Source organism: Oligoflexus sp. (assembly GCF_035712445.1).
Taxonomy (GTDB): Bacteria; Bdellovibrionota_B; Oligoflexia; order Oligoflexales; family Oligoflexaceae; genus Oligoflexus.
On the sequence record NZ_DASTAT010000061.1, the window covers coordinates 15,295 to 35,830 of the forward strand.

Below are 20,536 nucleotides of genomic sequence, written 5' to 3' on the forward strand. Positions count from 1 at the left end.
AAAACGTGAAAACCGGCCCATTTTTTAAGAACTTTATTCTGGCGCTCGCCTTGCTCCTGGCTTCTCCATTGGTCCGGGCCGAGCCCCATGCGATCGATCTGCCGCGTCCGGGCGAATCCGGCAAGATCCTGCTTTCTCATTCCTTTCAGGTACTTTTTGATCCTTCGCGTCAGCTCGAAGCCCAGGACCTTCTGAAGGCCGAGCATGACGGTCGCTTTCAGGATATGAACGGCCAAGACGTCTATCAGCTTCAGCGCGGCCATTTCTGGTTGCGCGTGACGCTGGTGAATCCGGCGGCCGAGCCGGCCTCCTATCGACTGGTCAACCACTTCCCCTATTCTGATCGCATCCTCCTCTATCAACTGGAAAACGGCAGCCTTACGCCGAAGGCGCAGCGGGGGGATTTCATTCATGCAGGACCCGAGGCCAACGACCATCGCCTGCCCAATTTCCCTTTGCGCCTCGCCCCCGGTCCCACGACCTTCTATGTGCTCTACGATACGATGGGGGCGGTGAATCTGCGTTTTTCGGTGATGACCGAAGAAAGCTTCACGAGCACCAGCCGCTCTGATTCCATGTTCGTGGGTCTGCTCTTTGGCTTTGTGGCGGTGATGATTGGCTATAATATTTTTCTCGCGATCCGCCTGCGCAATCCGTCCTATTACCTTTACGTGGGCTATATCGCCAGCTTTGCGGTCGTACAGCTGATCTTTACCGGAACGGCCCAATACCTGCTGCCTGAATCCTGGTTGACCACCATCATCCTGAATCAAGGCCTTGTGATCAGCGCGGAGCTGACGGCGATCTGTGGTAGCCTTTTCGCGATCTCCTTTTTGAGCATCCCGATAAATTCACCGTTGCTCTATAAGATGATGCTCGGCTTTTTTCCACTGGCCGCCTTTGATATCGTCCTCTCCTTCGTTGATTTTGATAAATCGGTAAGCTTTGTGCTTTTCACCAACACCTATATCTCGGTCGCCCTTCTCCTGGCTGGTGTCCAGGGCTGCATGCGGCGCTATAGGCCGGCTTATTTTTATCTTGCCGCCTGGAGTTTTCTGATCGTCGGCAGTCTGATCACGATGGCCCGCATCTATGGATTCCTACCCGACAATGCCTTCACGAGCTGGAGTCAATTCGTCGGCGGCGCTATGGAAGTCGTGCTGCTGTCGCTGGCCATGGGCGATAAGATGAGCCTCATTCAGGAAGAGTCCCACCGCGAGATCAGCAAGCTGGCGACTGATTTGAATGTGGCGAACTCCGCGCTCAAGGATCACATCGAGAACGTGGAAGCCATCGTCGAGGAAAAGACCCGCGACATCAAATCCATGCTTGCCAATATTCCTCAGGGAATTTTCATGATCTCGGCCCAGGACGGAATGATCATGCCCGACTATTCGGTGCATCTGTCCTCGATCCTCGGCACCAAAACCATCGCCGGCCGCAGCGTGCGCGACATCCTTCTTTCGCGCAGCGATATGTCCGCGGACCAGATGGATCAAACGGAAACAGTGATCATGAGCGCCCTTGGGGATAGCAGCCTCAACTTCGAAGTGAATCAGAATCTTCTGGTGAAAGAGCTGCTCTTCAGTTTGCCCCAAACCTCGAAAATCCTGGAACTCGAATGGAATCCCATCTGCGATGACGAGGACCGGGTGGAAAAAATCCTGGTCACGCTGCGGGACGTCACGCAGATCCGCGAACTGGAACGCCAGCGCGAGGAGCAGCAGCGCGAACTCGAAGCGATCGGCAAGGTGTTGAAGGTGCCCTCCGACAAGTTCAATAATTTCCTCGCCACCTGCGAGGACTTCATGGGTTCCTGCGCGAAAACCCTGCAGAGTGAACGCACGCTGAATACGAAGTCGATCAATAAGGTCTTCATGAACATTCACACCATGAAGGGCATGGCGCGAACTTACCATCTCGATGACCTCGCCAACGCCTTCCATGAATTTGAAAGTCAACTGGAGCCGCATCGCAATCGCGAGGGGGCTCAGCTGGAATCCAGCGTCCTGGGCCGCTATCTGCAGGGCGCGGAGGAGCGGATCCAATTCTATCAGCAGATCAATTCCGAAAAGCTCGGCCGTAAATCAGGCAGCAAGGCGGATCTGGATCAGCATGCCTGGATTCGATCCAAGGTGCAAAAACTCCGCGGCATCGATATGAGCCGCATGAAACCCGAGGAACGGGAAACCTTGAGCCAGGTCATCGAAGGACTGGAGCAGCGTTATGCGGTCAACCTGGAAAAATCGCTGGAAACGATCCTTCACTCCCTGCCGGATATGGCCAACGTCCTGGGCAAGGCGTCACCGCAAGTGATCTTCGAGCATGATGAGGTGCTTTTGAGCAGTGAAGGCCAGCTGCTGGCGGAGCGCATCTTCGTGCACCTTCTGAACAACGCGATAGATCATGGGATCGAATCCATCGAGGAACGAAAGAAAGTCGGCAAACCGCGCCGCGGTGAAATCCGCATCAATACCTGGCTCGAAGGCGACGAACTTTTGATTACGATTCAGGACGATGGGCAGGGCCTCAATCTGCGTAAAATCTTCAAAAAGGCCATGGAACGTGGTCTTTTCAAGAGCGAGCCCCCGACCGCCGCGGAGCTTGCGAATCTGATTTTTGAAGCCGGATTCAGCACCAAGGAAGAAGCCACCCTGACCTCGGGTCGTGGCGTGGGCATGGATGCCGTGCGCACCTATCTAATCAATTTCAACAGCTCCATCGAACTGCAGCTGATGGAACCAGACCGTCTGCGCGGCGATTTGGAGCCCATGGCCTTCCGCTTTCTTCTGCGACTGGAGCAAAAGCTCTTCATCCAGCCTCATCGGCAGAAGGTGCAGGAAGTCGCCTAAGCGGATTCAAGATCAATGCCCTGCTCGTCCAGAAGTCTCACGAGCGATTTTTCCACGACCAATCGAAACCGCCTCAGATGCGACAGCACCGTGTTCGGACACAGCCCCAGGTCGGCCGCCACGGCCGCCACGCTCTGGCCGTCGCGATAGAAGCGCTGGGCCACACGCCGCCTTATAGGGGACCGATGACTGTCGATCAGCTGCTGCAAAAGCCGGAGTGAGAGTTCAAGATGCCAGGACTGGGATGGGAACGACGACGCCTGCCGATTCTCCGGCCGCGCATGCAGGACCTCCTCGCTCAGATCCTCAAGCGCAACCATGGGCCGCATGCGCCGCATCTCGCTCAGACAGCGATGTCTCGTGACGGTTCCGATCCAACTGGCCAACGCCTGCTCATGCACGAGCTGTTCTTTTTTCTCCCAGATGATCAGGAAAACCTCCTGGCAAACCTCCTCCTGCTGCTGCGGGCTCAGCGGGAAATTGGCGGCAATACTGGCCACCAGCCGATTGTAATGATGATACAGCGGAGCAAACGCATCCGATTGCAGGGACCTGACCGACGGCATAGCGGACTCCTTCCATGAACCCTTCTCAGCTCTCACTTGCCATGTAGCATCAGTCATGCCATCGCAATATACGGTCTGTTTACGCATTTTCTTGCATAATTGGACCGTATTTTACAGATTTTTGTGGAATGCCCGGACGGCGAGTATACAAAGATGTTCCAAGATCGTGCGCAGCAAGATGAGCTGAGATCAGAACTGAAAGGACATGCGCAGACCAGCATAGGTCGTATAAAGTGATTCCGCATAGGCCGCATCCGTCTCGACGCTGACGTTGCGAATCTTATACCCAAACGTCAAGTCGAGCAGTTTCGACGTGAGTTTGATGCTGCCGCCCAGATCGATATCGAGCCTTTGCTTGATACTGATCTCCTGATCTATGGCATTTTTCATGGTTGGCAGCGTGGCCGTCATCAGATCGAGGTAGACGGAACCACCCCGCCCCACTCCCCAAAGGACGCCGGTATTAAGGCCCATGCCTGAGCCTGCCGCATCCACGAGTTCGGTGCCTTCCTTATTCGCCGTCATCTCCAGCCGGGTGAAGAGGGCGCCCAAATAAAAAAATCCCATATGGTAGCGCACGCGAGTATCCTGCCAGTTCATATCCACTTTGCTACTGTTCAGTTGGAAATTGGTCGTGTCCCGATCAAAGTGCAAAAGGAAGGCGAGATTGGAGTTGCTTCCGGCATACCCTCCCAGTCCATAACGGAGAGCGGTCCCGGTATCATTGCTGCCAACCAGCTTGCTTTTGGAAGTGGTAAAGGCATACTGAACATCAAAGAGAAAATCGGACTGCGGTCCGCGCCCGGATCCTTGCGCCATGGCAGTTCCGGCTCCTCCCAAAAGGATGAGGCAGGTGGCCCGGCAGAACTGGATCCAAGGTTTCACGCAGTCTCCTGTATTGGCGAACGTTTCACGTATTCTGCTGTTTGTCCTGTTTCAGCTTTCCCTTCCCTTTATCGGCAGCTGAAGCTAAGGATTGAGGAAAGGCATAGCACCCTTGAATGGACGAGTGGACACATGACAAAAATCCTGATGGTGGGCCATCGGCAGGGACTGGTGGAAGCCGCCAAGAGCCAGGCTCTGGATTTTCTTTTATGGAATGACAAGGAACTGAAGAACCCGCTTCCCGCACGGCATCTTGTCAAACTGCCTTGGCCGCGGAATCCGCGCGACTGGCGCCATGTGAAGCCGAAGATTCTCGCTCTCGGTCCCTTCAACGCCATCATAGCCGGATCCGAGCGGGCCATCCCCCTGGTTGCAGCTCTGAGGCGCGCCACGGGCCTGACCCGGATGGCCCCGATCAATCTGCTGCGCTGCCACGACAAGCTCCTGATGAAAAACAGGCTCCAGAGCGAGGACATTCCTTTGAATCCCTACCTTTGGGGCCAGGGCTTGAGCGCCGATCACATCTGGGAAACGCTGGGCCCGCGCATCGTCTGCAAGGACCGCTCCGAGTCCGGCGGTCGATCCATCCAGATCTATCAGCAAAAGACCGAGCTTTTACGGGAACTCCAAAAACGTCAAAGGCTCTTCGAGGCCTTCAATCCCCATCCCGAGTTCAGCGTCGAAAGTTTTGTGGAGAACGGCCGCATCGTCTTCACCAATATCACTCAATATTACCTGCGGCAGCACATCAATATCCTGCCCGCCTTGCTGCCCATGGCCGCGCAGGCGAAGATCCTGGATCTGAATGCGCGCGTGCTCGGCATCATGGGCGTCACACGCGGCATGACCCATGTGGAAATCTACCTGGGCCCCGATGGTCCCGTATTCGGTGAAATCGCGGTGCGTCCGCCGGGTGGTTACATCATGGAGCTTTTGCAGCTCGCCTATGGTTTTCCCGCCTGGGAATCGTTCCTGCAGCTCGAACTCGGCCGTGCCGTCAGCTTCCCGCAAAGCGCCCAACGCATGGCGGCCGTGCATGTGCTGCATCCGGGGCAAGGCATTATTCAAGCCATCAAAGGCTGGCCCGCGGTAAAAAATCATCCGTCCGTGCATCGAGCGAAACTCAAGGTCGCCGTGGGCGATCGCCTGAAGACACGGGCCGCTGTCGGTGAGGATGTCGGTTACGTTCTGCAAACGGCAGAGAATTGGGACGGGCTGATTCCGGCCGTCGAGGATATTCGAAGGCTTCTGCAATGGACCATGGAAAAAACGGGCTGAATGTCAGGAGGCAGGTTTTTCAAGAACGCACTGGCCAAGGGGAAGCGGGCAGGTCTTCGGAAGATCAGGATTGCCGATCGCGGAAACCCAGAGGCCAGGAATCGCGGAAAGAGCGCTGATATCGGTCAATTTATTGGAATCCAGAATTAATTTCTGAAGCTTCGGCAGGCCGGCGAGCGCATCGACCGTGGTCAGTTTATTGCTGCTCAGATTCAGAAAGCGCAGCTCATGCAGAGCCAGAAGCGGCGTCACATCCCGAAAGTTCTGGTGATCCAACACCAGCTCCTCCAGCTGCGTCAACGGCATCAGGGGACTCAGATCCGACATCCATGGGGCCGCTTTCAGGCCGGAAAATTCAAGTTTTTTTTTAGCCTGAAGCGCCGTATCAGCAGCCGCGCAATCAGCTTCGGCCAAAGTCTTCTGTCCGACTTCACGCAGAAGGAGGATCACGGTCTTGTGAGCTTCCCAAAGCGCCCGATCTTCATCACTCAGATTCTTTGCGAATTCACAGTAAGCGGTGAAGGTCGGCTGAGGATCAGGATTATAAAGACATTGCGCACCCTCGGGACAGGCCTTGATTTTCTGCGGATTGGCCAGCGCCTTCAGAGTCTTCAGTTCCTTCAAATCCGCAACCGATGAAAAATCCTCGATCTGATTCTGCGAAAGATCCAGCATCTGCACCTGAGGCAGCTTGGACAGAACGCCGATATCCTGGATGTTGTTATTGCGAAGGTCCAGACTGCGAAGGCTGGTGGCCTCAGCAAGAGCGGCAATATCCGTGAGTCCTGCATTGGCGACGATCAAGGTATGAAGGCGTGGCAGGCTGGAGAATTTCACCTGCTCCAGCTTGATGCTGTCGTTGGCGCTGATATCAAGGACCTCAAGCTGGCTCAGGCTTTCCCAGGGCACCTGGGTCAGATCAAGGTTTCCCGCATTCGACCCAAGGTTCAGCACCCGCATTTTTTTCAGGCGGCCCAGGAAGCTCAAATCGTAGGGAATCCGCGCCTTGCTCGCAAAATCATAGTTATTGCCGAGCGTGAGTTCTTCCAAATCCTCAAGCTGGCCCAAGGCTGTGACATCGCCGAGGCGATTGCCGACCAGCTCAAGCTTCTGCAGTTTTTTAAGGCCCATCAAAGGCCGCAGGTCTGTAAGCTGCCGATCCTTGAGCGCGAGGTTACTGATATCAAAACTCACGCCGGTATATTTGAACGACGTCCAAAGAGCCATCTGCGCCGCGGCGCGTTTGGGATCCGTCACGACCTGATCCAATTCGAGGATCTCGCGTTTGCCTTCTTCACCGAAGCTCGACATCATGGCTTCGGCTGTCACCCACAAGGAATCTTCAGGATTGTTATAGGCCAGCATGCGCGCAAGGTCAGGGTTCGCACCCAAGCTCTCTGGACGATCGACGGGCAAAAGGCCGGCGCCTTGGGGATTATTTTTTTCATCGAAAGAAAGGCTGACGCCCGACGAGGACTGCAGCCAATCCACATAAGCCCCGGCGAAGGTATAAATGGATTCACCCGATTCACAGATCCGCGCCGAATCCCAGACCGCCGAACTGTTCAGAGCAAGGTTTTTGCCGTTCAAATCACCCAGCACGTACCAGCGGCCGTTCACCTGGGCAAAGGCCGATCCCCCGGAGTCCCCACTGCAGGTTCCAAAAAGCGGCTTGGGACCGATGACCATCAGCTGCTGAAAATGCGCGACGTTCACAAAGCGGCGCAGATAGGTCTGAACCTGAAGCCTCTGTCCGGAGCAGCCGGCCTCGCTTGCAGGGCAATCCGTTTTGGTGCGGCCAAAGCCCGACAGAAGCACGGCATCGGTCTTGCCGATGACCGGCTTCAGCTGATCCGCCGAACGCAAGATTTCCGCAGGTTCGTAGCCAGCGGGCGCGACCCCATCGAGCTTGACCCAGGCGATATCGAAGTTCGGATAATATCGGGAACCATCTTTCGGGCGATAGGCTTCAAAGGCAAGGACGGGAACGGTCACCGCCTGCGGATCGTCTTCACCCTGACCGAAGAGCACGACGAACTGCTTCCCTGATTTCAAGCCGTCTATGCAGTGCGCCGCCGTCAGCACGAGATTGGGCGCAATCAGGGTACCGCTGCAAAACGAGTCAATCCCACTGCGATTCACCTTGGACAGGGAAACCGTGGAGCGAAAAGCCGGACTATTTTCGGGCACGACCTGACCGCCTACCATGTCCACATGGGAGCTTGAGGGGCTCGCGCCGCCACAGGACAGCATAAGGAGGATAAGACCGAAAAAAGCCATGGTTTTCAGCATGCAAGGGTCCTTCGTGAGCGAACTTTAGTTAAATTGACATCGTCGATTATGAGGAAATCCCAGCACCCGTTCGCTACCAGAGACAGGGGAAGGGCGCAAGTGTAGATTTACTAAGATGGAAAAGGCTTTGCGGCCCCGTTCATGCTGCGTGCTTTGTCTGAGAAGGCGCCTCGGTGAGAGGAATCGAGATGAGATAACAGGTATCAGGGCTATAAGGATCGAGCGTCATCTGGCCCCCGATATTATCCAGAAAGTCGAGACTGAGACGCAGGTTGACATCCCATGCGCTGCGTTGAGACGTCTGCTCCTGGATAGCCCGACGCTCCTGATAGGAAAGACTGGGACCGCTGTCCAGAACACGAATCTGCATCTGCCGTCCATAGATGCGGAGCTGCAGGCGAACCCAGGCAGGTTCCTGCCCGGCTGCGGCCTCGACTCCCTTGTTCACGAGGGAGACGAGAGCGAAGAGCGCCGCCGCCACTGGTACATGCAGCCTGACCTGCGGTTGATCCGCGGTGAAATCGAGGCTGACGCCGCGGGCTATGGCCTTCTCACGGGTGAGCTCATTGAGGTGATTTAAAAAATCGACGGCGCGCAGCGAAACCACATCCTGTCCGCCGTGCGTCTGGCTGAAAAGGAGCAGGCTTTCTGTCAGGCGTTCCAGTTCCGTCAGCGCCTGGTAAAGGCTCTGCATGATCTGCGGCCCCCGATTATGCAGGGTATCATTCGCATTCCACTGCAGCACTTCGTCCATTTTTTTCTGCATGCCGCTGATCGGTCCCTGCATGTTGCGGCTGATATCGCGGGCCATATCACCGAGCAGACTGAGACTCGCGCGATGCAGGCTCAGAGCCGTGGCTGTTTTATTCGCGCTATCCGCCCTCTGCCGACTGACTTCCACCGAAGTCATGATCGCAAAGGACGCGATGAAGCCTGACCCCAGAGTTCCAAGGATGATGGTGACGGACAGATCGAAATTCAAGCCCGCCATCAGCACAAAACCAAAATCCCGCGTGAACCAGATCACGAGCATGGACTCGATGAAAATGGAGGTCACCGCCAGCATCCCGAGCCAACGCCCGCAGAGCAGGATGGAGGCGAAGGAGAGAAGAGGATACCAGGCATGGATGGGGGAGAAGGCTGACTTCACGAAAAAAATCAGATAGGTCGAGAAGCAGCTGGCGATCATGGTCATATAAAGTGCGGCCACCCATTCCGGGCGCTTGGCGCGCCGCACGGTCAGATAACCCAGAAGACTGATGATAGCGATGGGCACCTCAAGGCCGACGACTTCGTCATAGCGTTTGAAATAGATGGCACTCATGCCATTGACGATGGCGAGGACGAGACCGATCAAACAGATATGATTCACGGCCCTTTGGCGAAACGCATCCAGTGAGCTGGGTCCGCGGCGGTCCCGCTTCACCCGGCGATCAAAGATGCGAATCAATGTCAGAAAAAACCACTGCATACGATCCTAACCGTGAGCACGACGTGAAATTTCGCTGAGCTTCTGCGTTTTTGCCTGCAGCTCGCGCATGACCGTCTGCACATCCTCCACTTTCGTATCGCTGCGTTTCGCCAGACCATCGAGCTGCTGCAGCTGGCTGCGAAATTGTCCCAGCTCTTCGTGCAGCTCCTGAGCAATGCTACCCATGCGTTCCCCACGTGTGGCCAGCCGCGCGGCTTCATCATCCGTCATCCGCAGGAGCACCGCACGCACTTCGGCCCGATTTCGAATCACATCATAGGCGACCATGAGCATGAAAAAGCAGATCTGAATCACGAGGATCTGCAAGGTGATGCTCGCCAGCAGCGCATCGGCATCCTGAAAGCGGCCCACCGTATGGCCGAAGCGGGCCGCATGCTGCATGATCCCGGCAAAGAAAAGCAGGGCGAGCCCGGTATAGATCGCGGCGGCCTTGACCCCGAGCACCAGGACGGAAAAAACGATCAGAAAAGGAATCCACACCCAATAAAGGGCATGAACCGTTCCGGCCATGAGCTGCGCCCAAGCGCAGAGCGCGCTGGAGTAAAACACGTAGAGGCTGCCGCAGACCTTCAGCCAGCCGGTGCTGCGATAGAGCCAGATTAAAAGAAGCGGGATGAAGACCAACGTCAGGACAATGCCGGTCGTCTGCCACAGAGTGAAGGCGGAGGATTCAAAGAGGAAAAGGAAAGGATTGAGCAAAGATCCCAAAAGCGCGGTGCGCACCAGGGCCCGGCTGCGGTAGACGTCGATGACCCTTCGCTTCGGGTCCATTTTGGGCAAAAGCGAATCCATGAGACGATTCCAAAGTTTTTGCTGCTGCTTCACGGCCGCTCCTCATCGTGCGAGACCTGCGAAGAAGGCATCGGAATTTCAGCAAAAAACTGGAGAGGTCCCGGCGGTGAATGCCGGGACGAATTCTCACATCCGGTGTGGGATCACCAGAAAAAGACGAACATGGAAAGAGATTAAATGATTTCCCGTCCGGCGATATATCCGGTGCTACGGGTATTGCAACCGCAGGTTCGGTTGCCAGCGGACTCGAACAGTGCACCGCAGGAGATGCAGGTGCGGATCTTGATTTTGATGGGGGAAAGATTCGCCAAACGTCTAGCGTGGTTCTTCAGCTCGATGTCCTTGACCACCGAAGGCGGAAGACGCTTGATTTTGTTGGCTTGAAATTCCCGCTCGATTTCTTGCGTCATCAGCAAGTGCCCCTTTATACTTGAGTCACACTCAACATGCGAAGTATCGACGACACGTAAAGCCATCAAAATGTCGCAAAATTATTAAGAAATGTCAAGAAAAACAAAGAAAATACAATGAATATGCAAACTGCGCCAGGTAAATTTTGCTCCGCTTCATTTTTTTCAATCGCGCTTCTGTGGCCCATGTCGTGTACGACGTCTGATTCTGCACCGGCTCAGTCCGACCTTTCCGAAAATCATAGTGGACCGCTCAGGGACCCGACGTCACAGGCTTTTGCCAAATTGATCGATCGCGAATTGGCAGCATCATTTCCGCATTTACGACCTCATCAAGGCCAAATCGTACTGGGTCAGAATCAGTTGCAGGTCGTGGCCAGCAGCGTACCCCCGCTGAGTGGCGGTTCCATATTTTACCCAGTGCTGCGTGCTCTCTATTCCAGAACGGGGAAAACCTGGCAGCAGCAAACCTGGCTGCCTCCTCTTGAAATCAGCATCAGCACAGCAGCCGGGGAACCCTTGCCGTTCATAGGCCAGGACCTTGAAACACATAGCGGAGTCCCGCATCTCATCTCGTTTTTCCGCGCCCAGAATCCCGCCTGGGGCACGGCTCGTTTGGATATGGAATGGCTCGACGGCGGCCCCATGATCAAAGTCTCGCTGACCCAGGACGGAGGCTCCGAGGGCCTGCGCTGGAAGCTGCGCGTGCCCGACGGTTATGGCGAGGAGCATACCATTCCCTGGGACCAGGATCGGGTCGCGGGGCTTACGATCAGTTTTTTCCCGGAAGTTTTCACCGTGCTCTCACAGACGCCTTTGACGGTGAAAACCGATGCGCGGCAGACTCTCCTGACGCCTGCACCCAGTCCGAAATTGAACAGCTCCTTTGTTCTGCTTCCCGGTCGCGAGGCGGCCCTGCAGCAGGCGGCTCTGGTGGCTCAGCTGAAACAATGCACGAAGGAATGCTGGAAGCAGCCGGCCCGCGACGAGGCCTGGCAGATTCAAATGCCCTGGCGTCGATCGATGCAAAAGTCGGACAAAAGACTTTTTCAATCCCTCTTCGTTCATGATGACAAAGGCGGCTTTGTCAGCACGCTGCCTATTTTTGAAGGCGAGCAGCTGAAATGGAATCTGCCGCTCGATCAGAACTGGGAGGTCCTTTATCCCGATACGCAGGGCATTTTAAAAAAACTCGAATTCGATAAGGGCACACGCAGCGCGAAGCTGCCGGCTTTGACTCTCGGCTCCGTTCAGATTGATCTGAAACCCGGACGTCCGGGCTTTGTGGAAATTCGCGATGCCGTGCGAAAAAACAGTGTGACCTGGGCCCGGCATCTGGCCCATCGTCCCTATGAGCTGGTGAATGCCCACAGTTTTTTGCAGAAAAGCTGGCCGCTTCAGGCCCAGCTCCCCGGTGGTGATTACCAGCTGCAGATCCGGGATGGAATGCAGCGCCTTTGCGTGCAGCGTTTCACCGTTCTTCCCGGACGCCACCAGGCCATCACCTGCAGCGGTGAGGATCCGAAGCCGGAACTTTCCCTGCGCGCTCATCTGAGCCTCGATAACGGCACCTCCGAGGAGATGCTGCAGGCAGCCCAGTTTCAGGCGATCGGACATCTGGTGCGCCCGGGTCGGGAATCCACGCACGGGGTCAGCGAAATTCCCATGCTGATGGCCGAGGATCCCAACCTTGGTCTGAGTCTTCGCGCATTCCCGGCCGATGAAAGCATGCGCAAAAACTGGCTGGCGGCAAGACCCAAGGATCAGGCGGCCCTCCTGCCGGCTTTCGCCAAATTCGCCCAGGCCCAGGAGCCTCCGCTGCAGCTGGTTTTGGAATGCCCGGATATCGGCTTTCAGTTCGAGGATTATCGCTGGCTGGCCTTGACCATGGAACCTGATTTCATGGAGGTGCTCGGCTGTCAGCAGCCTGATCTGGTGGAGCCTTTGCTTCAGGTCGCTCATAAACTTCAGCAGAAAACTACGCATCCGGTGAAATTCGCCGCGGCCACTCCCTTTCGGGGATGGGATCAGGACTCGGACTTTATCCCAGCCCTCTATGTTCCCGAGCCTACGAACCTCATCGCAGCCCTCAGGAACGGGAACTATAGCCTCGGCCTTCGCAGTGAAATCGAGCTGGCCGGCCCCCTGCCGACCTTGGGTACCGATCAAACTCAAACGCTGCTGCTCCAGATTCGCAGTTATGACCTGAAGGACCAGGCGGGTTTGATTCGCGTGTACGATCAGTTTGGGCTTTTGGCCGAGCAGAAGATGAGCGCCATGCGCGATCACGAGCAGCGGCTTCCCATCGCCATCCGTCTGCGCCCCAGCAGTCGCTTTCTGCGCCTGGAGCTTTTGGGTCAAGGCACTCCAGCCGGTCAAGCCGATGGATTGACGCAGCCTTTCCTTCTAGCCACGAGCAACTTTTTAAGCTTGAATGGTCCCCCATAAGAGCAACCGTTGGGGGAAAGGCAGCTATGACAGAGTATTCCATGCAACCACTTATTTCAGCAGACCGTCTGGCCGCAAGGGTGCGGGAATTGGGCCAGCGCATCAGTCGGGACTATAAGGGCGAGCAGCTTTGCGTCATCGGCGTGCTGAAAGGCTCCATTATTTTTCTGGCCGATCTGGTTCGCGCCATTGATGTGGCCTGCGAAATCGAATTCATCGGCGTGTCGAGTTATGAAGGCATGCACTCAACCGGTCATGTTCGTATCAACTATGATCTGTCCGTTGATATCGAAGGCAAGCATGTGCTCCTGGTCGAGGACATTATCGACACTGGCAACACGATCGACTACCTTCTGAAAACATTGGAAGTGCGCAAACCCAAGTCCCTCAAGGTCGCCTGCCTTCTGTCCAAGCCCGAGGCGCATCAGATCAAACTCCATATCGACTACACGGGATTTGAGATCAGCAAGGAATTCGTCATCGGCTACGGATTGGATCTGGATGGACTCTACCGCAACCTGCCTGATCTCATGCAGATGCTGCCTAAAGCCTGAAACCCTTCCGCGCGCCCGGATTCGTCCGGGATTTCAGCTCCGAGAAATCAATCACGAAGGGGTGTCCCTGGTAGCGGCGAAGCTGGGGATAATCATCCAAGAAAAGATCCGCAGCAGCCATGGCCTTTTCCAGGTCCTCCCAAAGGCCTGCGACGGTCCTGTCCATGGTCAGCTCGCTCTCACAGAAGGGCTGCACATAAGCAAAAAACTCAGTACCTTCCATAACTTCCATCGGAGGCACCAGGGGATGCTGGAGCGCCAGGAGCCGCTTCAGGTTTTGCATCCAAAGAAGGCGCGTGGGCTGATCGTCCTTCAGGAAAGCCGGTTTTGCGACAAGAATCCCAAGATCCATTCCTCCCCGTCCAGGCAGCTTGAAACACTGGAAATGTCGGCCTTCCCCGCTGAGCTCCCAATTGCGAAACCGGGGCGACTGCGAAAGTCCTGAGCGGATGACCGAACTGTCGAGGCTACGGTAGAAGCCCTGTTCCAGAGCGGCTTTCGTCTCTCTAAGTTCCAGGAATAGCTTGGAAATTCCGTCCACACACACCTCCACGCGACGTTCAAAGCCAGTCAGGACGCAGGAAAGGGCTGAAAAGGGACTTGACACTGAATCGGGCACTGTCATAACGTCCAACATAGCTGCCAGGCGCGAGCTAAGATAAGACCCAAATTCATTGGCATAAATGATCACACAAAGTCGTTCAACACTGGCTGGTCATGGCATAACGCTTGCTTTATTAAGGTTGTGGGATTGACTTCCCCGTGTTGCCGAGACTCTGCTGCCCCTACTGGAGGTTGATATGCAAACTGAAAATGGTCAAGACAACAAAGTCGTTTCGATTTTCAATCGCACGCCCAATAAAAGTGCGACGACGAATCAAACCGAGCAGAAGCAGGAACAAAACTTCAGCTGGGAAGAAATTCAACGTCGCAATGAAGAGAATCGCCAGCGAATGAAAAAAGAGCGTGAGAAGGCCAACAAAGGCGTGATCCGTTCCTACCGACTGAAACACTGATTTTGTTCGTTTGACATCTTGATATTCCTGGTCCTTCTCCCTGAGGGACCTGAATATATCGTCCTTGCTCCCGTTTCCTAATGCTGTTGTGTTCCTCTTGCTGTTGCTGCTGTTGTTGTTGAGGTGTTGTGATGAAGAACGATGTTCCTGCCAATGTTGTCGATTTCACAGTTTTTAAGCGTAACAAAGATGCCCAGACTGACTTGGCTCGCGGTCGTACGCCGCTGCATGTCAGCCACATCGATGGCAAGGTCAAAGGAAGTCCTCACTTCCGCAGACCGGAAGCTGACGATTTTGGTGATCGCATGCAAAGAATCAAGACAAGTCTGGAGAAGATCAATCAGCTTATGACTGAACTGAAGAAGACAACCAGGAAGGCCGAGTTTGAAGATTAAGATCTTCTCGTTGCAAAGTTCTGGTCAAGGCATTCTCGTCAGATAACCCCTTTGGGGCGGAGAATGCGGACGTTTTGAGGCATCGCCTTCTGGTCGTCAGCCTTTCGATCGTCATCCCCGTGAGGGGACGGTCCCAGAACTTCGCAACGAAAAAACCGGTCCAAGGCTCCGTCAAGGAGCCTTTTCTTTTTCCAGCCAAAGCTTAAACTTCCACAAATCCATTGCGGATAGCATAGCGGGCCAGCTCGATCTGGGAACGCATGTTCAGCTTGTTCATGATGTTGGCTTTGTGACGATCAACGGTTTTGACGCTGATCTGAAGGTCGGTGGCGATTTCCTTGGCGGTCATGGCCTGGGCCACGCAGCAAAGGACATCGACTTCACGAGGGCTCAAAGGATGCTCAAGGCGTCCGTTCACACCTTCACGATGCTTCTGCACGAGTCCACGGATTGGGTTGTTGGCCTGGAACCAGGTTCCCCCTTCCATGACGGCGTGCAAACACGCGTGGATTTGATCAGGTGCTTCAAACGCCGAAATCAGAGCGCGAGCTCCAATGCGCTCGGCCAGACGCTGATATTCCGGCAAAGGCAAAGAGCTGGACAGAATCAGATGCATATCTGGTTTCGTAGCTTGAGCTTCCGCTGCCATTTGGTAGATGGAGGCCATCGACTGCAAATCGAGCAAAAGAACTTCAGGCTGAAGCCGCTGCACCAAATCCTTGATCTGATAATGGGAGGCTGTGCTGGCGAGGATGTGCACGTCCTCAAAACGATCGAGTACCTGAGTGAGCCCTTCTCGAACGATTGGATGATCGTTCACGATCAGAATGGAAATCTTTTTCATGTTAAACAACCCGCATCGAAAGAAATGCATTTAAACTTAGACCACTTTTTCCGTGCCACATGGGCAGGTATTAGCAATATTCTGCATGAAAAACGAGACGTCTGACTTTGAAATTCTGGGAAGAATTTATGTAGTCGCACGAAATGATTGCCGAAAAACATAATTTTGAAATGCACGGAAGGATTAGAAAGCCCGTAACGACGGGATTCTGAGCAGAACGGAACGCGTCAGGCAAGCGCCTCAAGTCCTTCAAAAAGACTCGAATTTTGGATGTTTTACCGCACGGCAGCCAGGCGATAATTCTCCGTGGAGAATCAGCTTCCAGGTCAGGTAACCGCGCTCGATTGGGATATAATCGAGCCATTCCGCACATGGGAGGAGTCAAGATGCTTAGGATTCTGAGCCAACTGGGTCCGCGCAAGGTTCGATCACGTATCATTCCGACCTCGACCGCACACACGTACGCCGCAGAAGGCGGCCCCCTCTCCCTCTCCTTTGCCGGTTGCGCCTGGCTCTTCCCCTATCACCTGGGGGCTATTGAGGCTTTCAGGAAGGAATCTGCCTTCGCCCGTGCCCTCTACCTTGGGGCCTCATCTGGATCGCTGGCCGCTATCATCGCGGCCCTGGACATCGACACGAAAAGGATCATGGATCACACCCTGGAATTTGCCCAGGATGCTCGTGAACGCCGCCTGGGCCCCATCGGTCGCATGTCCCGTTATGTGTCCGCGGGACTCAAGGATCAGCTGCCGCCGAACGCCCCCCAGCTGGCGGCTGGTCGGGTCAAGGTCTCCGTTACGCATCTGCCCCGGCTCAATCATGAGCTCATAGATGTCGGCGTCTGCCAAAGCCGTGACGAACTCATCGGCCTGCTCCTTGGCAGCTGCTATATTCCGATCTATTACGAAAAACCCGTGAACTGGGCCGGCCGCTGGCTCATAGATGGCGGCCTGCGTAATAATCAGCCCATTCTCGATCACAGGACCATTCGCATTCTCCCCCAGGGCCCGCGGGAAGGGGCTGCCGATATCCATCCTCAGGCCGCGTCTTCGATGGCTCATATCCTGTTTCCCGAACCCGGGCGGCTGAGCCAACTCTATGAATCAGGTCAAAGGGATACCGAGCATTGGCTGCGCACGCGTTTTCACGGGAAAACCTGAGGGTTTTACCTTTCCGTATGGATGCTCGTTCTCCATAAGGCTTTCGCAGCACGCACCGATCCGAAGATATCGGGAGGAACGACCATGCGAAGCCTGGGGACCTGGCTGCTTTTACTTTGCCTAAGCGCAGGACCCTGGGTCGCGCTGGGAAAAGATAAGGCCTTTGAAGTCCGCTCAGACATCCCCCTTGCCAATCTCATCCCTGTGGCTGAATACGTCGAGGACGTGACGGCCAGGCGGAAACTTGATCAGATTATCAATATGCCCGATGACGCCTGGCGATCCGGGGCCGAGAACAATCTGACCTTTGGCTGGACCTCCTATGCTTACTGGATACGCTTCTCCCTGACGCATGCCGAGGCACGCGCGCAGAGTCTGATCCTGGAAATCGACTGGCCGCTGCTCGATGATATCAAGGTCTATATTCGCGACAGCAAAGGTCAGACCCTCGAAATGATGAAGACGGGCGACATGTATCCCTTCACCCGCCGCCCCATTCTTCATACATCCTTCGCCTTCCCCCTCGATCTGCCGGTCGGCGAGACCCGCGAGATTTATATACGCGTCGCCTCCACCAGCTCGACCCAAATCCCGCTGAGGCTATGGCAGGAAAAGAAATTCTATGAAGAGCGGCAGTATGCGGAAGGCGCCCAAATCCTTTATTACGGCGCGATGCTGATCATGGTCTTTTATAACCTCTTCATCTTCCTGTCCGTGCGCCAGGCCACTTATCTTTACTATTCCGCCTTCATCATCGGCTATATCGTGCTGCAGTCCTCGCTCAAAGGCATAGCCTTTCATTACGTCTGGCCGAATCTGCCGCACATCGTCGATCGTTCGATTTCCATGGGAGGCGCGGCGACGCTCGTCTTCATGATGCTCTTCGCGCGCAGCTTTCTGCGTTTCGGCACCACCTATCCTTTGATCAACCGCACGCTCGTCACGCTCATCATCCTGACGTCGATGGCCTTCGTCGCCGCCGCGTTCGTTCCCTATCGCATCATCATCAAGGTCGTCGCCGGACTCACGGTGGTCTGCGCCCTGACAGCCTTGTCCTCAGGCATCTACGCGGTCCTGTCCGGACAGAAGGAGGCCCGCTACTACGTGAGCGCCTGGGCGGCTCTCGTCCTCGGGACCGTGCTCTACATGATGAAGCAGTTCGGCATTATGCCGCGCAATATCTTCACCGAAAACGCCATGCAGGTTGGTTCGATCCTGGAAGCCGTGCTTCTCTCCTTCGCGCTGGCTGATCGCCTGAACACGCTGAAAGACAGCCTGGAAAAAGCCAACACCGCACTGTCCTATCACCTGCGGAATGTCGAGGCCGTGGTCGATCAGAAAACCCGCAGCATTCGTTCCATCCTCGATACTTTGCATCAGGGTATCGTCACTATCAAAGGCGATGATCTGAAAGTCCAGGATGAATACGCGAAATACACCGAGCGCCTTCTGGGCACCGAAAAAATCGCCCAGCAGGATATGATGGGCCTGATCTTCGCCTACAGCGACCTGTCCGTGGACAGCAAGGCCCGCATGGTGGAAACGCTGCGCGCCTGCCTCGGCGAGAGCATGCTGCAGTTCGATGTGAATGCCTCGAACCTGCCGAATCGCTGCGAATTGAAACTGCCCGACCGCGAGCGCATAGCCTTGGAACTCGACTGGACGCCGATCGTGGAAAGCGATGAAACGGTCAGCCGCATCCTTCTCAGCTTCCGCGACGTGACCGAGATCCGCCGCCTGCGGGCCTCTGCCGATCATCAGCAGAATGAGATGAAGATGATCGGTGAGCTTCTCCAGGCCGATCCGCGCAAACTCAAACGCTTTTTCGCCGGCGCGAAAGCTGCACTGGATGAAGATCAAAAGCTCTGCACGCCGCAGACTCTTTTCGATCCCGAGCTGATTAAGATTCTGTTCATCGACATGCATACGATCAAAGGCGAAGCCCGGGGCCTGGGCCTCAGCCGCCTCTCGGATGCCGCGCATCTCCTGGAAGAGGACTATGCCCGCGTCAGGCAGAATCCAGCGCTCTGGTCACCGATGGCCCTGCGTGAATCCATTGCCGGCATCGCCGCGCTGCTCGATTCCTATCAGCAGACCCTGGATGGAAAACTGCGTGGACTCAATGATAGTGACAAGCTCGCCGTCACGCCCGAGGAAGTGGACAGCTGGCATGGGACTGTCAGCCGTTGGATGCTGAATACCATCGACGAAAAAAGCCGGCAGATGCTCCTCGCCAACTGGTCCCGCATGATCTTCGTCGAGCTGCGCCCCTATCTTCAGTCCTATCGCCTGCTCTGCTCGCGCGTGGCAAGGGATCTGAACAAGCCCGAGCCGGAAATGGCTTTTGAAGGTCCTGCGCTCTATCTTGATAAAAATGCCGTTCCACTTCTGGACAAGGTTTTGATGCATCTGCTCCGCAATGCCCTCGATCACGGCGTGGAAACCGCGGCCGAGCGCGAGGCCAAACATAAGCCCGCGCGGGGACGCATCAGCTTTTCATGGGCCCTTGAGGGGAACTGCGTTCGGATTCAAATGCAGGATGATGGTCGCGGTCTGCAGCTAGATCGCATCCGCAGCAAGGCCGAAAAGCTAGGCATTTCGGTTGCGGGTCAATCCAACCAGGACCTGGCTCAGATGATTTTTGAAGCGGGAATGACCACAGCGGAAACAGTCACGAATATTTCAGGCCGCGGTGTGGGTCTGGCCGCCGTGCGGCAGTATCTGAAGGAAGTCGGCGGGGATATTCACATAGCCTGGAACGGCGTCGAAGGCAGCGGCTTTGCCTTCGTTCTTCTGCTGCCCTCCACCCTCGTGCGCGGGGAAACGTCTCGCCTGGACCAGCAGCAGTCCGCCTGAACCATCCTCTGACGAAACGCCCCATCCATCTTTGCGACGGAAATCGTGGTATTGCCCCAGGCTTCACAACATGGGACTCTGATCGCATTATCAGTCCTTTCGGAAAGGTCATGACTATGTCGATCGTTAAAGCAATCTGCGCAGGTCTTTTTCTGTCCACTTTCGCCATGAGCGCATCCGCAGCGGAAACCGCGCCACCGGCACCTATCGAACAACCGAAGCCGGCCGTCGTGGACGCCCGCAATCTCACGGAAGTCGTTCAAGTCCTTTTTCTGGCCAACGCCTCCCAACTGGATGGCGTGACGCTTGCCCTTGAACGCAATCCGGACGAAGCCCTGCAGCTTTTTGCAGAAGATATGCGGCGCGATCATCTTTGGATGCAGGAAACCCTTGCCGCAGAGGCTCAGCGCCACGGCATCAGTTTGCTTCGGGATGATTTGACTTTAACGTCGCAGCAGGTGAAGAAGAATGTCGATGTCGACTTTGAGGCTCTGTCGCAGAAATCCCCGGAAGATTTCCGGGCCGCTTTCCTTAGGCTGACAGTTTACCAGCATCGGAAAATCTTGAAACTCTATGATCAGATCGAACGACTCAATCAGGATGCAGGATTGAAAGGGAGGATCACGATCTTCCGCCCCCTCATCGCGCATGAGATTCTGACCGCGGAGCAGCTGTAAGCGGCAGTCCGCCTGATGT

17 protein-coding genes are annotated in these 20,536 nt (G+C 55.5%); 9 read left to right on the plus strand and 8 right to left on the minus strand.

The annotated features are described in order from the left end of the window. The first annotated feature begins 5 nt into the window (after positions 1-5). Positions 6-2,852: a 7TM diverse intracellular signaling domain-containing protein gene (locus tag VFO10_RS12235; protein ID WP_325140468.1), complete on the plus strand. Its 2,847-nt coding sequence runs from the start codon at positions 6-8 to the stop codon at positions 2,850-2,852. Here VFO10_RS12235 and VFO10_RS12240 read toward each other — a convergent pair. Then, positions 2,849-3,418 (minus strand): sigma-70 family RNA polymerase sigma factor, encoded by a 570-nt coding sequence (locus tag VFO10_RS12240; protein WP_325140470.1) that lies wholly within the window; start codon positions 3,416-3,418, stop codon positions 2,849-2,851. The genes VFO10_RS12235 and VFO10_RS12240 overlap by 4 nt on opposite strands. 189 nt (positions 3,419-3,607) lie before the next feature. Then, positions 3,608-4,303, minus strand: coding sequence for a hypothetical protein (locus tag VFO10_RS12245; protein WP_325140472.1), 696 nt, complete (start codon positions 4,301-4,303; stop codon positions 3,608-3,610). A 132-nt stretch (positions 4,304-4,435) separates the two neighbouring features. Between VFO10_RS12245 and VFO10_RS12250 the strand changes: the two genes are divergently transcribed. Then, positions 4,436-5,581 carry a hypothetical protein gene (locus tag VFO10_RS12250; protein ID WP_325140474.1) on the plus strand — a complete coding sequence of 382 codons (1,146 nt, stop codon included), beginning with the start codon at positions 4,436-4,438 and terminating at the stop codon, positions 5,579-5,581. Between the two features lie 3 nt (positions 5,582-5,584). Here the strand turns inward: VFO10_RS12250 and VFO10_RS12255 are convergent, their stop codons facing one another. The 4 genes from VFO10_RS12255 to VFO10_RS12270 all read right to left on the minus strand — a co-directional run bounded on the left by VFO10_RS12255 (position 5,585) and on the right by VFO10_RS12270 (position 10,567). Next, positions 5,585-7,873, minus strand: coding sequence for a leucine-rich repeat domain-containing protein (locus VFO10_RS12255; RefSeq protein ID WP_325140476.1), 2,289 nt, complete (start codon positions 7,871-7,873; stop codon positions 5,585-5,587). 139 nt (positions 7,874-8,012) lie between these two features. Beyond that, on the minus strand, positions 8,013-9,344 hold the full coding sequence (locus VFO10_RS12260; RefSeq protein ID WP_325140478.1) for a hypothetical protein: 1,332 nt from the start codon (positions 9,342-9,344) through the stop codon (positions 8,013-8,015). Positions 9,345-9,350: 6 nt separating this feature from the next. Further along, on the minus strand, positions 9,351-10,190 hold the full coding sequence (locus VFO10_RS12265; protein WP_325140480.1) for a hypothetical protein: 840 nt from the start codon (positions 10,188-10,190) through the stop codon (positions 9,351-9,353). 140 nt (positions 10,191-10,330) lie between these two features. Beyond that, positions 10,331-10,567 (minus strand): hypothetical protein, encoded by a 237-nt coding sequence (locus tag VFO10_RS12270; RefSeq protein WP_141734836.1) that lies wholly within the window; start codon positions 10,565-10,567, stop codon positions 10,331-10,333. 300 nt (positions 10,568-10,867) lie between these two features. On the opposite strand from VFO10_RS12270, the gene VFO10_RS12275 reads away from it, so the two are divergent. Continuing rightward, positions 10,868-13,015, plus strand: a complete 2,148-nt coding sequence (locus tag VFO10_RS12275; protein WP_325140482.1) for a hypothetical protein — start codon at positions 10,868-10,870, stop codon at positions 13,013-13,015. 41 nt (positions 13,016-13,056) lie between these two features. Further along, positions 13,057-13,569 (plus strand): hypoxanthine phosphoribosyltransferase, encoded by a 513-nt coding sequence (hpt, locus tag VFO10_RS12280; protein ID WP_325140486.1) that lies wholly within the window; start codon positions 13,057-13,059, stop codon positions 13,567-13,569. On the opposite strand, the gene VFO10_RS12285 is transcribed toward hpt, so the two are convergent. Next, positions 13,559-14,110 (minus strand): hypothetical protein, encoded by a 552-nt coding sequence (locus tag VFO10_RS12285; RefSeq protein ID WP_325140488.1) that lies wholly within the window; start codon positions 14,108-14,110, stop codon positions 13,559-13,561. The two genes, hpt and VFO10_RS12285, sit on opposite strands and share 11 nt — an antisense overlap. 259 nt (positions 14,111-14,369) lie before the next feature. Between VFO10_RS12285 and VFO10_RS12290 the strand changes: the two genes are divergently transcribed. Further along, complete coding sequence (locus VFO10_RS12290; RefSeq protein ID WP_325140490.1) at positions 14,370-14,585, plus strand: hypothetical protein; 216 nt, start codon at positions 14,370-14,372, stop codon at positions 14,583-14,585. 131 nt (positions 14,586-14,716) lie between these two features. Beyond that, on the plus strand, positions 14,717-14,980 hold the full coding sequence (locus tag VFO10_RS12295; protein ID WP_325140492.1) for a hypothetical protein: 264 nt from the start codon (positions 14,717-14,719) through the stop codon (positions 14,978-14,980). Between the two features lie 202 nt (positions 14,981-15,182). Here the strand turns inward: VFO10_RS12295 and VFO10_RS12300 are convergent, their stop codons facing one another. Next, positions 15,183-15,824: a response regulator transcription factor gene (locus VFO10_RS12300; protein WP_176736837.1), complete on the minus strand. Its 642-nt coding sequence runs from the start codon at positions 15,822-15,824 to the stop codon at positions 15,183-15,185. A 386-nt stretch (positions 15,825-16,210) separates the two neighbouring features. Here VFO10_RS12300 and VFO10_RS12305 point away from each other — a divergent pair, with 386 nt between their 5' ends. The 3 genes from VFO10_RS12305 (at position 16,211) to VFO10_RS12315 (ending at position 20,517) form a co-directional block, all read left to right on the plus strand. Continuing rightward, on the plus strand, positions 16,211-16,984 hold the full coding sequence (locus VFO10_RS12305) for a patatin-like phospholipase family protein (RefSeq protein WP_325140498.1): 774 nt from the start codon (positions 16,211-16,213) through the stop codon (positions 16,982-16,984). A gap of 84 nt (positions 16,985-17,068) precedes the next feature. Then, a complete protein-coding gene (locus tag VFO10_RS12310) occupies positions 17,069-19,840 on the plus strand; it encodes a 7TM diverse intracellular signaling domain-containing protein (protein WP_325140500.1) in 2,772 nt (923 codons plus the stop codon). A 110-nt stretch (positions 19,841-19,950) separates the two neighbouring features. Continuing rightward, the gene (locus tag VFO10_RS12315) at positions 19,951-20,517 is read left to right on the plus strand and encodes a DUF4142 domain-containing protein (RefSeq protein WP_325140502.1); all 567 of its coding nucleotides are present in this window, start codon (positions 19,951-19,953) and stop codon (positions 20,515-20,517) included. Positions 20,518-20,536: the final 19 nt, after the last annotated feature.

Bases quoted from the DNA above. Each gene is read 5' to 3' on its own strand.
- VFO10_RS12255 (WP_325140476.1), bottom strand. From the start codon at position 7,873: ATGCTGAAAACCATGGCTTTTTTCGGTCTTATCCTCCTTATGCTGTCC.
- VFO10_RS12295 (WP_325140492.1), top strand. From the start codon at position 14,717: ATGAAGAACGATGTTCCTGCCAATGTTGTCGATTTCACAGTTTTTAAG.
- VFO10_RS12290 (WP_325140490.1), top strand. From the start codon at position 14,370: ATGCAAACTGAAAATGGTCAAGACAACAAAGTCGTTTCGATTTTCAAT.
- VFO10_RS12300 (WP_176736837.1), bottom strand. From the start codon at position 15,824: ATGAAAAAGATTTCCATTCTGATCGTGAACGATCATCCAATCGTTCGA.
- VFO10_RS12315 (WP_325140502.1), top strand. From the start codon at position 19,951: ATGACTATGTCGATCGTTAAAGCAATCTGCGCAGGTCTTTTTCTGTCC.
- VFO10_RS12270 (WP_141734836.1), bottom strand. From the start codon at position 10,567: ATGACGCAAGAAATCGAGCGGGAATTTCAAGCCAACAAAATCAAGCGT.
- hpt (WP_325140486.1), top strand. From the start codon at position 13,057: ATGCAACCACTTATTTCAGCAGACCGTCTGGCCGCAAGGGTGCGGGAA.
- VFO10_RS12310 (WP_325140500.1), top strand. From the start codon at position 17,069: ATGCGAAGCCTGGGGACCTGGCTGCTTTTACTTTGCCTAAGCGCAGGA.
- VFO10_RS12260 (WP_325140478.1), bottom strand. From the start codon at position 9,344: ATGCAGTGGTTTTTTCTGACATTGATTCGCATCTTTGATCGCCGGGTG.
- VFO10_RS12250 (WP_325140474.1), top strand. From the start codon at position 4,436: ATGACAAAAATCCTGATGGTGGGCCATCGGCAGGGACTGGTGGAAGCC.
- VFO10_RS12305 (WP_325140498.1), top strand. From the start codon at position 16,211: ATGCTTAGGATTCTGAGCCAACTGGGTCCGCGCAAGGTTCGATCACGT.
- VFO10_RS12240 (WP_325140470.1), bottom strand. From the start codon at position 3,418: ATGCCGTCGGTCAGGTCCCTGCAATCGGATGCGTTTGCTCCGCTGTAT.